This window comes from Streptomyces sp. UF-297, assembly GCF_058245575.1.
This window is the reverse complement of record NZ_JBSIBZ010000070.1, coordinates 1-15,223: the sequence shown is the minus strand read 5'-3', so window position 1 is coordinate 15,223 and position 15,223 is coordinate 1. Positions and strand designations below refer to the sequence as shown.

Here is a 15,223-nt window from a genome sequence, read left to right as displayed (position 1 = left end):
CCGCGTCGCTCTGCGGCTCCACCGCGCGGGCGCGACCAGCCCTCCCACCGGCCCGCAGCCGACCGGCCGCAGCGCTCAGCGGGACGGCACTCCCGCCACGGCGGGCAGCCGTACGGCGAAGACGGTGCGGCCGGGAACGCTGTCGACCGCGATCGTGCCGCCGTGCGCGACGACGACGGACTGCGCGATCGCCAGGCCGAGTCCCGTACTGCCGGCCGCACGGGAACGCGACGCGTCGCCGCGCGCGAACCGCTCGAAGACGTACGGGAGGAGGCCGGGCGGGATACCCGGGCCGTCGTCCTGGATCTCCACCCGGACGACAGCCGGACCGTCGCGGCGCACGCGGGCGGTGACGGTGGTGCCGTCCGGGGTGTGCGTACGGGCGTTGCCGAGCAGGTTGACCAGGACCTGGTGCAGACGGGCGGCGTCGCCGCGGATCAGGGTGGGGGCGGGGGTGGAGGTGGAGGCCGGGGCGGTGGCCTCGCCGCCAAGGCGCGTGGCCGCAGGCGACGCCGCGCACGGGCCCGTATCCGCATCCGTATGCGTTTCCGTTTCCGTATCCGTATGCGTTTCCGTATCCGCTTCCGTACGCGGCTCCATCGCCGCTTCCATCGCCGCTTCCGTCTCCGCTTCCGTACGCGGCGCCATCTCCGCACCCGGCACCGGCAGTTCCAGGCGCCAGTGGTGCCCGGGGCCTGCCGCGCGGGCGTCGCTCACCGCGTCCACCAGCAGCGTCGACACATCGGTGGTCTCGTACGAGAGCGGGCGCCCCGCGTCCAGCCGGGCCAGCAGCAGAAGGTCCTCGACCAGGTCGGTCATACGGACCGCCTCGGATTCGATACGGGCCAGCGCGTGCCGGGTGTCGGGGCCGGCCGGCTCGCCGCCGCGCCGGGTCAGCTCGGCGTAGCCGCGGATGGAGGCCAGCGGGGTGCGCAGCTCGTGGCTGGCGTCCGCGACGAACCTGCGGACTCTCGTCTCGCTCTCCTGACGGGCGGCGAGCGCCGAGCCGACATGGCCGAGCATGCGGTTCAGGGCGGCGCCGACCTGGCCGACCTCGGTACGCGGATCGGCCTCGGCGGGCGGTACGCGCTCGTGCAGGGCCACCTCGCCCCGGTGGAGGGGGAGTTCGGAGACGCGGGTGGCGGTGCCGGCGACCCGGTTCAGGGGGCGCAGGGCCATGCCGACCATGGCGACGCCCGCGATACCGGCCGCGACCAGCCCGGCGGCGGTCACACACACCTCGACCAGGACGAGCGTGCCGACGGTGCTGCGTACCTCCGTCAGCGGGAAGCCGAGGACGAGCGTGCCGTCCGGTGTGGAGCGGACCCGGTAGTCGCCCAGGCCCGGGAGGGTGACGGTGTGCGTACGCCCGTCCCTGGGGACGGAGTCGAGCACGCCGGCCTGCTCGGACGTCAGCCCGTCCAGGTTCTCGTCCCGGCAGTGGCTCGACCTGTCGTTGCTGCGTACCCCGCTCTCGATCCGGCCCTCCGGCGTGACCTCGGCGCCGACGGTGCCCTTGGGCCGGCCCGGCATGGCGACGAAGTCCAGCGGGCCGCGCTCGCCGCCCTGCGCGAACCCCCGGCCCTGCGCGTCCCCGGCCCGCTGGACCGCCTCACCGAGCTGGGTGTCCAACTTGCCCTGCAGATAGGAGTGCAGGGCGATGGTGGTGACCGTACCGATGACGGCGGCGACGACGGCGATCAGCACGACCGCGGACACGACCAGGCGCGTCCGCAGCGACCAGGGCCGGGACGGCGCCCGCACTCCTACTCACCCGGCTTGATCAGATACCCCGCACCTCGCCGCGTGTGAATCATCGGGCTGCGCCCCGCGTCGATCTTCCGGCGCAGGTACGAGATGTACAGCTCGACGACGTTGGCCTGGCCGCCGAAGTCGTAGCTCCACACCCGGTCCAGGATCTGCGTCTTGCTCAGCACCCGGCGCGGATTGCGCATCAGATACCGCAGCAGCTCGAACTCCGTCGCCGTCAGATGGATGCCCTCACCGCCCCGCCACACCTCGTGGCTGTCCTCGTCGAGCACCAGGTCGCCCACGGTCAGCCGCGACTCGGCGCGCGCGGAGGCCCGCCCCGCCCGCCGCAGCAGCCCGCGCAGCCGCGCCACCACCTCCTCCAGGCTGAAGGGCTTGGTGACATAGTCGTCACCGCCCGCCGTCAGCCCGGCGATCCGGTCCTCGACCGCGTCCTTGGCGGTCAGGAACAGCACGGGTACGTCGGGCAGTTCACGGCGCAGCCGCCCCAGCACGGTCAGCCCGTCCATGTCCGGCAGCATCACATCGAGCAGCACCGCATCCGGCCGCCAGGACCGCGCGACCCGCAGCGCCCCCGCGCCGTCGCCCTCCGAGCGGATCGACCACCCTTCGTAGCGCAGCGCCATCGACAGCAGGTCGGCGAGCGAACTCTCGTCGTCGACGACGAGGATCCGCAGCGGACTGCCGTCCGGCCGCAGAAGCTCCGGGCCCTTCTTGGGCCACTGGGCCGGGCGCGATGCGGACGAGTGAGACGTTGCCGAGGTCACGGTCATGCCGGCGACACTGCCCGCGGCCCGTGAGAGCTCCCTTGCGACTTCCTGTGAATCTCCTGAGAATCCCCCTTGCTGCCCCTGACTTCCCCCTTTCCGCCCCCTTTCCGCCCCCTTTCCGACCCCGTTTTGCCCCCCCGTCTTGCCCCCGTTCCGCCCCCTGCCCAACTCCCCCGATCCCCCGCTTTTTTCTGTGCAGCTCTTTCTGTGCAACCGAACTGGGCCGCCCCCCGCGCGGTCCAGCCGGTCAGCACTCACTCAGAATGACACCCACCACTGACAATCGCCCTGACCTGCGGATTCACCCCTCCGTCGGGCCGGTGCCCGCACCCCGTACCGTCATGGCATGCGACTCCTGGCCCTATCCGGCAGCCTGCGCGCCCGCTCCTCCAACGGCGCCGTCCTGAACTCCGCCCTGGACCTCTTCGAGGGCGAGTCCACCACCGCGGACATCGGCGCCCTCCCGCACTTCAACCCGGATCTGGACGGCGAGGGCGCGACGCCTGCGCCGTCCGTCGCAGCGCTGCGCGAGGCCGCCGCGGCCGCCGACGCGGTGCTGATCGTCAGCCCGGAGTACGCCCACGCGCTCCCCGGCGTCCTCAAGAACGCCCTCGACTGGCTGGTCAGCAGCGGCGAGTTCGTCGGCCGCCCGACCGCCGTGATCACCGCCTCCCCGTTCCCCACCGGCGGCGAGCACGCCCACGCCCAACTCCTGGAAGTCCTCGGCATGCTGACCGCCGAGCTCTCGCCCGCCACCAGCCTCAAGATCCCCGCGATCAGCGCCAAGACCGACCCCGCCACCGGCCGCGTCACCGACCGTCCCACCCTGGACGCCCTGCAGGCCCTCATGACGGCCTTGGCCGAAGCCGCGGCTTCACACTCCGCACGACACCCTCAGAAGGCGCCGTGAGCCACGGCCGGTACGACCCGGACAACCCGTTGCACGGCTATCTGTCCTGGCAGGAAGTAGCGCCGAGCCGCCATCCGTTCCGCCCGGAGGAAGCCGCCGCGACGGTCGCCACCGTCGTCCGTACCATCGCGGCGCAGCCCCACCCCGTCACCGGGGAGCCCCTCGGCCCGGATCGCGTGTGACCCGAGGACATGACCCGCGGCCTCATGCACCACTACGGCCGCTGGGTACGCGGCTTCTGCCACACCTCGTACGTGATCCCGCCCGCAGACACCGCCGCGACCGCGTCCCCGCAGGGCACACCACAGACCGCGCTGGAGCGTCGTACCGCGGAGTACACCGACGCCCTCCTGCACTGGCGCCGTTGGCTGGAGCACATCGCCGACGTCTTCGACGGCCTGAAGCCACCGGCGGACGCGGACGACGAACAGCTCCGGGGAGGGGGCGGGGGGTGGGTTCGGGGGTGGGGGGTGCGAGTCAGGCGAAACGAGCGAGGCCCCCGCCTCAGAACAGCCCCTCCTGGAGCCCGTCCCCGCCGTCCGCCCCGGCCCCCGGCGGCGCCTTCACCGGCCGTACGGACGCGGTCGTCGCCCCGCCCGGGACCGACCGCAGCACCCACCCCGCCAACAGCCGCGTATCCACCACCAGGACCCCCGCCCCACCATCCCCATCCCCGCCCCCATCCCCGCCCCCATCCCCGCCCCCATCTCCGTCCCTGTCCCCACCCCCGTCAGCAGCCGCGAGCCCGGCCCGCACATACAGATCCGACCCCACCCCGGCCAGCACCTCCCCCACCACCTGATCACCCGCCGCCAGCGCCACAACCTCCCGCGCTGCGCCCCCCGCGGCCGCGATCCGCTCCAGCCCGAAGACCCCGGAGTGATCCACGTACCCGAACTCCACCGGCTCCAGCGCCTCCGGCCAGCCGTCCAACTCCCGCGCTCTGAGGTGCAGTTCACCCAGTTCCGCGGCCCGCTCGGCCACCTCCGGCAGCGCGCCGACCGCCGCCCGCTTCTCCGCCTTCCCGAACCGGTCCGGCACCTCCAGCGCGCTCCCCAGCAGCGCCTCCGCCCGCCGCGCCGACATCAACGGCCCCCGCCCCAGCCAGGCGAAGCCGACCGCGCCCTGCTCGACCAGCCGCGCCGGCCCCCGCTCGGCGGCCGTGATCCCGACCTTCAGCAGTCCCGGTCCGAAGTAGGCGAGATAGACGGCGTACGTCCGCGGGTCATCGGCCATCGTGTCCGCGGCCACCGACCGCGAACGGTCCAGCCGCGCACAGTCCGCGCACTGGTCCCTGGCGCCGCCACCGCCGATCTCGGCCCCGTACGGCCCGTACGGGCACGCGATCCACCGCTGCCCCCGCCGAACCCCCAGACACCGCCGCGTCCCCTCCACGGCGAACGCCAGCCGCTTGCCCTCGGGCAGCGCACTGACCCGCTCCTCACCCCGCTCGGAGCAGTACCACCCGAGCTGCTGCCCCTCGCCGCCCCAGCGAGGCCCCGTACACCGCCACACCCCTCCACCCTAGGGGCCGCCGACGGGCTCCCCGCTCCCGGAGCCGCTCCCCCGGAACGTAGCGCGGCCCCCGCTCGGCGAGACCCCCAACGCCGCCTGCAGGTGCTGGCGCAGCGACGCCGCCGTCCCGAACCCCGCGTCCGCCGCGACCCGGTCCACCGACAGGTCCGTCTCCTCCAGCAACTGCCGCGCGCGCTCGATGCGCTGCTGCGTCAGCCACTGCAGCGGCGACACCCCCGCCTCCTCCCGGAACCGCCGCGTGAAGGTCCGTACGCTCATCGCCTCCCGCTGGGCCAGTTCCCGCAGGCTCAGCGGCCGCGCCAGGTTCTCCAGCGCCCAGGCCCGCGCCCGCCCCGTGGAGGCGATCTGCGGCTCCGGCACCGGCCGCCGGATGAACTGCGCCTGCCCGCCCTCCCGGTGCGGCGGCACGACCGTACGCCGCGCCACATCGTTGGCCACCGCGGCGCCGAAATCCTGCCGGACCATGTGCAGGCACAGATCGATGCCCGCCGCGACCCCGGCGGAGGTGGGCACGTCCCCGTCGTCCGTGTAGAGCACGTCCGCATCCAGCTCCACGTCCGGATACAGCTCCTGGAACAGCTCCGTCGAGGACCAGTGCGTGGTCGCCCGCCGCCCGTCCAGCAGCCCCGCCGCGGCCAGTACGAACGCCCCGGTGCAGATCGAGGCGACGCGCGCCCCCGGCCGCGCCTGCCCGAACACCCGGTGCGCGATCCCCACCTCGATCGGCAGCATCCCGTCCCGCACCAGCACCGCCACCCGGTGCCGCCCACCCCGCCCATGCCCACCCATGGCCAGGGCCTCACACACCACCCCCACCCGGCCACCCGCCCGGCCATCACCACCGCACACGACAAAACCCCCTCCGGGATATCCCGGAGGGGGTTTGTCTCTACTGTGCGCTCGGCAGGATTCGAACCTGCAACCTTCTGATCCGTAGTCAGATGCTCTATCCGTTAAGCTACGAGCGCTTGGCTTTCCGGCGGTTTTTCCTGGCCGGTCGGCGTCACGAGAAGAACATTACACGACCTGCGGCGTGAGGTGAAATCCGATTCCCTCAACCCCTCTGAGCTGGGCAAACGTCGCTCGGGTGGGAGGCGGCCGACTGCCGGCTCCAGGGGGAGTCCTCGATGATCCGGGCGAAATTCGGACGGGTGTGGTCCGGATCGGCGGGTGTGGTCCGGACCGGAGCGGGGGAAGACGCCGGCGCTCGCATTGCCGAGGGTGATCCGGGCGGCGGGCGGAGAGGGGCAGCCGGGGCGGGGGCCAGGGTGCCTGGGAGGCGGGGGTGCCTGGAAAAGCAGTCAGGCCCCGGTCGCGGGGACCAGGGCCTGAGCAAAAGAGCGGAGGCGGAGGGATTTGAACCCTCGATGGACGGTAAAGCCCAAACCGCATTAGCAGTGCGGCGCCATAGACCGGACTAGGCGACGCCTCCACGCACCTCACCTGCGCCTGAGCGCTGGTGTGTGTGCCGACGATGATGGCACAGCTGAGCGTGCCGCCACCAATCGCCCCCTACCGTACTAGGCAGGCAGGCCACCGGGCAAAGCCGTTCCTGCGTGCGCAACGTCGTGCGCGACGGAGCGTTAGGAGTGGCGAGGTGTTGTGCGCGTACGCGTCCGTGCGCCCACGCGCCCCGCGCCCGTACCTTCGCACCAGGAGCCACCGATGTCCCTGCGACTGCCCTCCCGCCTGTCCCGTGTCCCGGCCGCCACGGCCGCCGTCGGCACCGCTGCGGCCGCCCTGCTGGCCCTGACCGCGCTGGCCGGCCCGGCCGCCGCCGATGACGCGCCGGCGCCGCTGCCCGCGCCCGAGGACCACCTCACACTCACCGTCGCCGAGTCGGGCGACCCGGCCACCGACGGCACCTTCGAGCTGCACTGCCGCCCCGCCTCCGGCACCCACCCCGCGCCCCGGGCCGCCTGCGACAAGCTGGAGGAGCTGACGCGCTGGGGCGCCGACCCGTTCGCACCGGTGGCGCCCGACGCGCAGTGCACGATGCAGTACGGCGGTCCGGCCACCGCGCGGCTGACCGGCACCTGGGCAGGGCGCCCGGTGGACGCCACCTTCAAGCGGAGCAACGGCTGCGAGATCTCGCGCTGGGGCCGCTTCGAGCCGGTGCTGCCGCACACCACCAGCGTCGACTCCTGAACCCCGGCAGGTTCACAACACCGACAGGCAGGTTCACAGCGCCCGGCGGGTCCTCGCGCCGGGCGGGTCCTCACGTCAGCGGGTCGCGTGACTTTGGACTCCGGCTGGTGCTCGGCGTCGGCAGGCCGTACGTCCGACGGGTCGCGCAAGTCCGGCCGGTGCTCGGCTTCTGTCCGAAGCCGGTGGATGGTGAACGGTGATGACCGGACGGTGGTGGCTTCCGGCGATTGCTGACGGCTTCTTCGGGCAGTAGCGCGGCAGGTCAGGAAGCGGGGCACATGTCGGGCGTGCGGTGAGTCGCACAAACCCGTGGCGGTACCTCCTCAGCCCAATGCGGTACCTCCTCGTCATCCGTCTCCGCGTCCACATCCACTGCCCGTAGACTCCCTTCCAGTGACCCGCCACGGCGATGCCCAACTGACGTCGGCGGTGTCGGCAAGGTGCGGTAACAGGGAGGAAGCGTCGTCGTGAGCAGCAGGCCATCCCGAGGCGCTGCTCGCCTCGCAGCCATACTCGACGCCCTGCCCGATGCGCTGCTGCTGGTGAACTGCAACGGCACGGTCGTCAACGCCAACACCATCGCCCTGGAGACCTTCCAGGCTCCGGGCACCGGACTGGTGGGCCGCGGACTGCTCGACCTGCTGCCGGCGTTCGACTCCAAGCGCATTCCGGGCTCCATGCGGCGCCCCGACGACGAGGACGAGGCGGGCCGTACGAAGCCGACGCGGATGATCGCGCGGCGCACCGACGGTACGGAGCTGCTGGTCGAGGTGACCAGCGCCAATCTGGAGGACGGGCGCACCCCGTACGAGAGCGCCTTCGAGGCCGCGTACGCCGATCACCGCACCGGCTACACCGGCGACGAGCTGCTGATGCTCGTCGTACGGGACCTGACCGGGACGCTGGACACCGAGGCCGAACTGGCCCGGCAGCAGCGGCAGACGGAGATGATCCTGCGGGCCGCGGCCGAGGGCGTGGTCGGTGTCGACTCCGAGGGCCGGTGCGTCCTGGTCAATCCCTCCGCCGCGCAGATCCTGGGCTACCGGGCGAGCGAGCTGGGCGGCCGGGAGCTGCATCCGCTGATCCACCACTCGCGGCCCGACGGTTCGCCGCTGCCGTGGGAGGAGACGCCGCTGGCGGACAGCCTCAAGTCCGGGCGCAAGCACCGGGTCAGGGGGCAGGTGCTGTGGGCCAAGGACGGGCGGTCGGTCTCGGTCGACCTGACGACGGCGCCCGTACGGGACGGCGATCAGCTCGTCGGTGCCGTGATGACCTTCACCGACCGGCGGCCCCACGACGCGCTGGTGGCCCGGCACGCCCAGCTGCTGGCGGTGCTGGAGCAGTCGCTGCGCGGGCCGTTGGAGGAGCTCAAGGGTGAGCTGAGCACGCTGGCGTCCGATCCGGCGGGCCAGCTGTGGCCCGAGGCGAACCAGATCCTGCACCACCTGGCGGCGGGCTATGCCCGTATGACCACGCTGGTCGACAACGTGCTCAGCTTCCAGCGCCTGGACGCCGGCGGCGAGCGGCTCAAGCGGGAGAAGGTCTCGCTGGACTCGGTCGTGGCGGCGGGCGTCGAGGGCGCCGTCGAGCTGATCGGGCCGGGGCGCGCGCAGTTCGCGGTGCACGCGCCGCCGATCGAGGCCGAGGTGGACGCGGAGCGCATCGCGCAGGCGCTCTCGCATCTGATCGCGGATGTGGCGGGCGTGGACGCCACGGGCAACGCGTCGGCGACGGCTGCCGGTTCGGGCGCCGCCGCCGGGGACTCCACGATCGTGGTCGCGGCGGCGCAGCGCGGCGAGGTCGTACGGATCGAGGTACGCGGCCCCTACAGCGGCGGCGACCCGGTGCACGGCCCGATCGTGCGCGGCATCGTGCAGCGGCACGGCGGCCTGCTGCAGACGCACGCGGTCCCCGGGGCCCAGGGAGCGCAGGGCGCGGGCGGCAGCGCGTACGTCCTGGAGATCCCGGTCTCGGCCGACGCGGCGGCGATCTCAGGCGCCGGGGCCGGCGACCGGGCACGGGTGGCCACCGGCAACGAGACCACCGTGATGCCGATGCCCGCCGAGCGGGCCCGCGGGACGGAAGGGGCCCGAGGGGCTGCGGCGGGCGCGGGTGCTGATGCTGGCGTCGGGGGCTCTGGTGGGGCTGGGGCCGACGGCGCCGGTGCTGTCGGTGGGCCGGGGGCTGTTGGTGTGTCCGGTGCTGTCGGGCCCGGTGTTGCGGGTGTTCCCGGGGCTCGGAGCGGGGCCGATGGTCAGGGCGGGCAGCGCGGCCGGGGCGGGCCGATGGCTGCCGGTGGTCCAGCGGCCGGACGGAGTGGTGCGGCGGGCACTGCCGCGGGTCCGTCGGCGGGCGCCGACGGTTCCGGTGGCGGCGGCGCGGCGGGTAGTCGTGCGGGCCGGGGTGGGGACTCCTCCGGTACGGGCACGGGCGGTACGCGTACGGATGACGGCGCGGCGGGAACGGGCTTGCCGGGCGGGGCCGGTGGGCCCGGGAGCGGCGGCGCTGGTGCGCACGGCGGGCCGGGTGGCCCCGGCGGACTCAGCGGTGCGGGCGGTCCTGGCGTGCGTGGCGGGGCCGGTGGCCCTGAGGGACCTGGTGCGCACGGTGGGCCGGGCGGCTCCGGTGTGCACGGTGGACCGGGCGGACCTGGCGTGCATGGCGGGGCCGGTGGGCCCGATGGGCGTGGCGGCGCGGGCGGTCCTGGGATGCACGGTGGGCCGGGCGGTCCCGGTGTGCACGGTGATGCAGGCGGTTCCGGTGTGCACGGTGGTCCGGGGGCTCCCGGTGGGCACGGCGGGCCCGATGCGCAGGGTGGGCACGGCGGCCCCGGTGGGCCGGTGCGGCCCGGGATTCCCGCGCAGGCCGACGGTGCGCCGACCGGACGGCGGCGGGCCCGGCGCCCTGGCGCGGACGGCGCGCAGGGCGGCGGTGGCCAGGCGGCTGCCGGGAACGGCGCGGAGGAGGGGCCACGGGCCCTTTCCCCGGCGGGAGTTGACGGTGCCCCGGGTGGCGCGGGTCCGGCCGCAGGCGGGCCCGGTGGGCGTAATGGTGGCGGCCCTGGCGGCGTGAACGGTGCGCCCGGTGGCGTTGGTGGTCCCGGCGGTGTCGGCGGTGTCGGCGGTGTCGGCGGTTCCGATGGTGTCGGCGGGCCCGGCGGCTTCGGTGGTTCTGGCGGTCCCGGCGGCGGGAGCGGCACGACCGGTGCCCTTGGCGGGCCCGGCGGCTTCGGTGGGCCTGGCGGTCCTGGGGGCCACGGCGGCCCCAGTGGCATGGCCGGCGGGTCCGGTGAACCGGGGCACGGTGTCGCCGGTGGTGACGGTGGTACGGGCGGCGGACGGATGCCGCAGGGGATGGCCGAGGCCGAGGTCGTGCCGCCGACGGGGCGGCGTCGGGCGCGGCAGCAGACGCCGGACGACGGCGGGCTGCCTGCGCTTCCCGCGGCGGGTTCCGGCGGCGGGTCGCCCGTCGAGCAGGGGCTCGGGCAGGCGCCGGCGCAGCCGTCCGGGCGGCGGGCGCGGCGTGCGCTGGCCGACACCGCCGAGCGGCCCGTACCGGGTCAGCAGCAGCCGCACGCCTCCTCGGCGGACGCGCTCGCGCCGACCGGTGCGCGTACGGCCTTCGCGCTGCCGCCCGCCGCGGCGGACCAGACCGCGCAGCCGCAGAACGTTCCGGCGCTGCCCGCCGTCTCCGGGCAGGTGCCCGCGCAGTCGGCCGGGCCCCAGGACGCGCAGGCCGTGGCCGTGGGTACGGGCCGGCGGCGGGCGCGCCGCCCTGTCGCCGAGGGGCCGCAGGTGGCCGACGCCGCCGGTGCCGAGCGGCAGTCCGTACCGGGTGGCGAACTGGACCTGTTCCCCGGCGCCCAGGGCGGCAGCCGTACGCCCGAGCCGACCGGGCGCCGCCGTGCGCGCCGGGCCGCTGCCGAGGAGCGGGCCGCGGCGGCGATGGCCGATTCGGAGTCGACCGGGACGTTCGTGGTGGGCCCCGAGGGGCTTGTCGCGCACCCCGCGGAGGCCGAGGCGGAGAGCGCTGCGGCCGAGGAGGCCGCGGGCCAGGACGGTGGCGTCGAGGCCGTACCGGGGAGTGCGGCGGGCGCCACGGGCCCCGCGGGCGCGGCCGAAGCGGCCGCGCCCGCGCCGACCGGACGGCGGCGTGGCCGCCCCAGCCCCGCGGAGGCGGAGCAGACGCCGGGCCAGGCGCCCGGCCAGAAGCCGGGTCCGATGCCGGGCCAGGCGCCCGGGCCGATGCCGGGCCAGGCGCCGGGGCAGGAGTTCCCCGGTGGCGAGGGCTCGGCACCGTCCGGTGGCCAGGTGCACACGGGCGGTCAGACGCAGCAAGGCGGCAGCCAGGCACAGGCGCAGCGTCAGGGCCAGGCGCAGGGTCAGGGGCAACCGCAGGCACCTGGCCAGGTCCAGGGTCCCGGCCAGCCGCAGCCGCAAGGCGGCCCCGTGTCCCCGTCCGGCCGCCCCCAGTCCGTACCGATGCCTCCCGAGGAGGACGGCGGCCCGGCGGCCGGTCAGTCCCACGGGCGGGCGTTCAGCGTGCGTACGCTCGGGCAGGGTGCGCCCTTCTCGCAGCGGGGCGACCAGCAGCCGGGCAACCAGGCACAGCCCGGCGGTCAGGCGCAGCCCGGCGGCCGGCCGCAGGCCGCGGGTCAGCCGCAGCCGGGCGGCGCGCAGCCCGGGGACCAGCAGCGTCCGGCGGGATCCGGTGCGCCGGCCGCCGGTTCGGGGCGGCGCCGCAAGCTCGCCGCGCCCCCTCGGGACGGCGAGCGCCAGGCGGGCGACTCCGCTTCCGGCGCGGCCCGGCCGCACCCCCAGCCGGGTGCCCAGCCGCAGCCGCATCTGATGGACTCCTCCGAGGGCCGTGCCTTCGCCGTGCCCGCCCCCGACGAGGGCTCGGAAGGGCCCGAGCCGCTGGACGGGCCGAACGGCGCGATAGAGGTGATGGACCGTCAGCCACAGCCGATGGACGACGAGTTGCCGCCCGAGCCGCTGGACAACCCGCGCCGGCTGCTGGTCTGGCCGGCCCCCGACGTCTCCACCGAGCAGGCGCTGAACGACCGCGGCTACCGCCCGGTGATCGTCAACTCCCGCGAGGAGGTGGACGCGCAGATCGCGGCGTACCCGGCCGCGCTGTTCGTCGACCCGCTGACCGGGCCGATCACCCGTACCGCCCTGCAGTCGCTGCGCCAGGCGGCGGTGGCCGCCGAGGTGCCGGTGCTGGTGACGGCCGGGCTGGGGCAGGCGACCAGGGAAGCGGCGTACGGGGCCGACCCCGCCGTACTCCTGAAGGCGCTGGCGCCGCGGGACAGCGAACAGCACCCGCCGCGGGTCCTGTTGATCGAGGAGAACGACGCCATCGCGGGCGCGCTGACCACGTCGTTGGAGCGGCGCGGGATGCAGGTCGCGCGGGCGGCGACGGACGCGGACGCGGTCACCCTGGCGACGCAGATGCGGCCGAACCTGGTCGTGATGGACCTGATGCAGGTACGCCGTCGCCGGGCCGGGATCGTGGACTGGCTGCGGGCGAACGCGCAGCTCAACCGCACGCCGCTGGTCGTCTACACCTCCGCCGACATGGACCCGGCCCAGCTGCCGCGGCTCGCGGCGGGCGAGACCGTGCTCTTCCTGGCCGAGCGGTCCACCAGCGCCGAGGTGCAGTCGCGGATCGTGGACCTGCTGGCGAAGATCGGCACCAACTGACGGTGGGCGGGGGCGGGTTGGGCCCCCGCCCACCGTCCCCGCCCTGCCGTCCCGGCCGTATCGCCCCGTCTTGCCGTCTTGGCCGTACCGCCCCGTCTCGCCGTCCCCGCCGCGCTGCCCCCGTCTCGCGCGTACGGTGCCGCCCCACGCACCACCGGAGACAGCCCCAGGGGCAGCCGGGGACAGCCAGGGCCGCCCACGGCCAACCGGGGCGCTAGGAAGGCGACGTGCCGGACGGGTCGGCAGGCCCGGACGGATCGGCAGGCGAGGCGCCCGCGCCGGGCCCCGTACCGCCCGCGCCGGACTCCGCGCCGTGCCCCGTACCGTCCGGGCGCTCCACCCCCCGCACCAGCAGCCGCACCGCCTGGTGGATCGACTCGCGCAGCCGCACCAGATCCTCCTCGCTGTCGCCGACCATGAAGCGGCGCAGCTGCGGTACGGCGTACGACCAGCCCACCAGCGCACTGATCAAGAAGAGCAGGTCCCGCGGGTCGATGCCCGAGGTGATCCCGCCCGCCTCCCGCACGGCCTCGAAGATGTCGGCCTTCTCCTTGTAGAGCTCGCGGCGCTCCTCGCTCATGGGGATCTCCTGGTCGCCGTACTCCAGGCCCTCCCAGAACAGCAGCCGCATCAGCTCGGGGTGCGCGGCCCGGTAGTCCAGGAGGTTCTCGACGTAGCCGTCGGGGTCCTCCGGCCCTTCGGGGACCGCGGCGGCGTGGTCGGTAAGGGCCTTTTGCAGGACCTGGCGGAACAGCTCGGCCTTGTCGCCGAAGTAGGCGTAGATCAGCTGCTTGTTGGCCTTGGCCTCGCGGGCGATGCGGTCGACGCGGGCGCCCGCGATGCCGTGCGCGGCGAACTCGGCGGTCGCCGCGGCGAAGATGCGGGCCTTGGTCGCTTCCGGATCCCTGGTTCCTGCCATGCCCCCATGGTAACCAACTAGTTGGTTGACAGCACGGACGGCGGCGCGCACACTACTAACCAACCAGTTGGTTACTAAGCAACAGGGGGAGTCCACCACATGTCCGCCACCGACCTCCGCAGCCCCGCAGGCCACACGCGCCCGGCCCCGCCCGCAGGCCCCGCGCGACCTGCCCGCCACGGCGTCCCCAACGGCGTCCTGCTGGCCGTCATCTCCCTGTGCACCGCCGTGACGGCCGCCAACATCTACCTCGCCACGCCGCTGCTGGCGCCGATCGCCCGCGACCTGGGCGTCGCCCCCTCCGCCGCGAGCTGGATCGCCTCGGCCGCCCAACTCGGTTACGCGCTCGGCCTGTTGTTCCTCGCCCCGCTCGGCGACACCGCCAACCGCCGCCGCCTGGTGGCCGTACTGTCCCTGGTCACCGGAGCCGCACTGGTCCTCGCCGGGGTCTCCCCCGTCATGGCCGCGCTGGGCGCCGCCGTACTGATCGCCGCCGCCACCACCGTCATACCCCAGCTCCTGGTGCCGCTGGTCGCCGAGCGGGCGCCCCAGGGGCGGCGCGCGCTGCACGTCGGCGCGGTGGTGGCCGGGCTGTCGGTGGGCTCCGTGGCCGCCCGGGTGCTGGGCGGCCTGGTCGGCCAGGAGTACGGCTGGCGCTGGGTCTTCTTCGGCTCGGCGGCGCTCACCGTCGCGGTCGGCCTGCTGACCGCCGCGCTGCTGCCCGCCGACCGCGACCGCGGCCCGGTCACCAACCCCGTCAAGGGAGTCGGCAAGGTCCTGCGGCTGATCGCGCACAACACCGCCGTACGGGCCGCGTGCCTGCGCCAGGGCGGTCTGATCGGCGCCTGGAGCGCCGTGTGGACCGCGCTCGTCCTGCTGCTGACCGGCGACTACCGCTACTCGATCGCCACCGCCGGGCTCTTCGGCCTCTTCGGGCTGGTCGCCACGGTCGTCGCCCCGATGGCGGGCGGGCTGGTCGACCGGCTGGGCGCCGCGCGGGTCGTCGCCCTGGCCTACGCCCTGGCCGCCGCCTCCATGGTGTTCTTCTGGCTGGGCGGGCAGCAGATCTGGGCGCTGTGCGTGGCCGCCGTGCTGATCCACATGGCCACCTTCGCGGGCCAGGTCGCCAATCAGAGCACGGTCCTGGCCGCCACCACCACCCCGTCCACGGCCAACTCCGCCTATGTGGCCTCCGCGTTCCTCGGCGGTGCGATCGCCTCCGCGCTGGCGGGCCCCGCCTTCGGCCTCTGGGGCTGGAGCGGGGTGTGCGCGGTCGCGGCCGTGTGGATGGCGGCCGGGTGGCTCGGGAGCGCACTGCTGGGGCGGGCCAAGAGCGGGCGGTGAGCCCGCACTGAGCCCGCGACGGGCTCCCAAAGAGCACAGGGCGTCGGGGGGGGGGGGGGGGGGGGGGGGGGGGGGGGGGGGGGGGGGGGGGGGGGGGGGGGGGGGGGGGGGGGGGGGGGGG

10 protein-coding genes and 2 tRNA genes are annotated in these 15,223 nt (G+C 74.8%); 5 read left to right on the top strand and 7 right to left on the bottom strand.

From position 1 onward, the window contains the following. Positions 1-75 precede the first annotated feature (75 nt). Entirely contained in the window at positions 76-1,764 is a 1,689-nt protein-coding gene (locus AC4IJH_RS31165) for a HAMP domain-containing sensor histidine kinase (protein ID WP_490855272.1), read from the bottom strand. 2 nt (positions 1,765-1,766) lie between these two features. Continuing rightward, positions 1,767-2,543 carry a response regulator transcription factor gene (locus tag AC4IJH_RS31160; RefSeq protein ID WP_490855271.1) on the bottom strand — a complete coding sequence of 259 codons (777 nt, stop codon included), beginning with the start codon at positions 2,541-2,543 and terminating at the stop codon, positions 1,767-1,769. 343 nt (positions 2,544-2,886) lie between these two features. Here AC4IJH_RS31160 and AC4IJH_RS31155 point away from each other — a divergent pair, with 343 nt between their 5' ends. Then, entirely contained in the window at positions 2,887-3,450 is a 564-nt protein-coding gene (locus AC4IJH_RS31155; protein ID WP_490855270.1) for an NADPH-dependent FMN reductase, read from the top strand. After that, entirely contained in the window at positions 3,447-3,632 is a 186-nt protein-coding gene (locus tag AC4IJH_RS31150) for a hypothetical protein (protein ID WP_490855269.1), read from the top strand. Before AC4IJH_RS31155 ends, AC4IJH_RS31150 begins: the two co-directional genes overlap by 4 nt. A gap of 322 nt (positions 3,633-3,954) precedes the next feature. Here AC4IJH_RS31150 and AC4IJH_RS31145 read toward each other — a convergent pair whose 3' ends face one another. From AC4IJH_RS31145 to AC4IJH_RS31130, 4 genes are all read right to left on the bottom strand, one after another. After that, a complete protein-coding gene (locus tag AC4IJH_RS31145; protein ID WP_490855268.1) occupies positions 3,955-4,965 on the bottom strand; it encodes a DUF2797 domain-containing protein in 1,011 nt (336 codons plus the stop codon). A gap of 9 nt (positions 4,966-4,974) precedes the next feature. Continuing rightward, positions 4,975-5,775, bottom strand: coding sequence for a GlxA family transcriptional regulator (locus AC4IJH_RS31140; RefSeq protein WP_490855267.1), 801 nt, complete (start codon positions 5,773-5,775; stop codon positions 4,975-4,977). Between the two features lie 106 nt (positions 5,776-5,881). After that, positions 5,882-5,954 (bottom strand) — tRNA-Arg (locus AC4IJH_RS31135). 373 nt (positions 5,955-6,327) lie between these two features. Continuing rightward, positions 6,328-6,418: transfer RNA gene (locus AC4IJH_RS31130), tRNA-Ser, on the bottom strand. Between the two features lie 233 nt (positions 6,419-6,651). Between AC4IJH_RS31130 and AC4IJH_RS31125 the strand changes: the two genes are divergently transcribed. Together AC4IJH_RS31125 and AC4IJH_RS31120 are read left to right on the top strand one after the other, a co-directional pair. Then, positions 6,652-7,134: an SSI family serine proteinase inhibitor gene (locus AC4IJH_RS31125; protein ID WP_490855266.1), complete on the top strand. Its 483-nt coding sequence runs from the start codon at positions 6,652-6,654 to the stop codon at positions 7,132-7,134. Positions 7,135-7,601: 467 nt separating this feature from the next. Continuing rightward, entirely contained in the window at positions 7,602-12,839 is a 5,238-nt protein-coding gene (locus tag AC4IJH_RS31120) for a PAS domain-containing protein (RefSeq protein WP_490855265.1), read from the top strand. A gap of 214 nt (positions 12,840-13,053) precedes the next feature. On the opposite strand, the gene AC4IJH_RS31115 is transcribed toward AC4IJH_RS31120, so the two are convergent. Further along, positions 13,054-13,758, bottom strand: coding sequence for a TetR/AcrR family transcriptional regulator (locus AC4IJH_RS31115; protein WP_490855264.1), 705 nt, complete (start codon positions 13,756-13,758; stop codon positions 13,054-13,056). A gap of 99 nt (positions 13,759-13,857) precedes the next feature. Between AC4IJH_RS31115 and AC4IJH_RS31110 the strand changes: the two genes are divergently transcribed. Then, positions 13,858-15,102, top strand: a complete 1,245-nt coding sequence (locus AC4IJH_RS31110; protein ID WP_490855263.1) for an MFS transporter — start codon at positions 13,858-13,860, stop codon at positions 15,100-15,102. The last annotated feature ends 121 nt before the right edge of the window (positions 15,103-15,223 follow it).

Excerpts from the sequence above, each read along its gene's own strand:
- AC4IJH_RS31140 (WP_490855267.1), bottom strand. The coding sequence starts at position 5,775 with ATGGGTGGGCATGGGCGGGGTGGGCGGCACCGGGTGGCGGTGCTGGTG.
- AC4IJH_RS31125 (WP_490855266.1), top strand. The coding sequence starts at position 6,652 with ATGTCCCTGCGACTGCCCTCCCGCCTGTCCCGTGTCCCGGCCGCCACG.
- AC4IJH_RS31115 (WP_490855264.1), bottom strand. The coding sequence starts at position 13,758 with ATGGCAGGAACCAGGGATCCGGAAGCGACCAAGGCCCGCATCTTCGCC.
- AC4IJH_RS31110 (WP_490855263.1), top strand. The coding sequence starts at position 13,858 with ATGTCCGCCACCGACCTCCGCAGCCCCGCAGGCCACACGCGCCCGGCC.
- AC4IJH_RS31155 (WP_490855270.1), top strand. The coding sequence starts at position 2,887 with ATGCGACTCCTGGCCCTATCCGGCAGCCTGCGCGCCCGCTCCTCCAAC.
- AC4IJH_RS31160 (WP_490855271.1), bottom strand. The coding sequence starts at position 2,543 with ATGACCGTGACCTCGGCAACGTCTCACTCGTCCGCATCGCGCCCGGCC.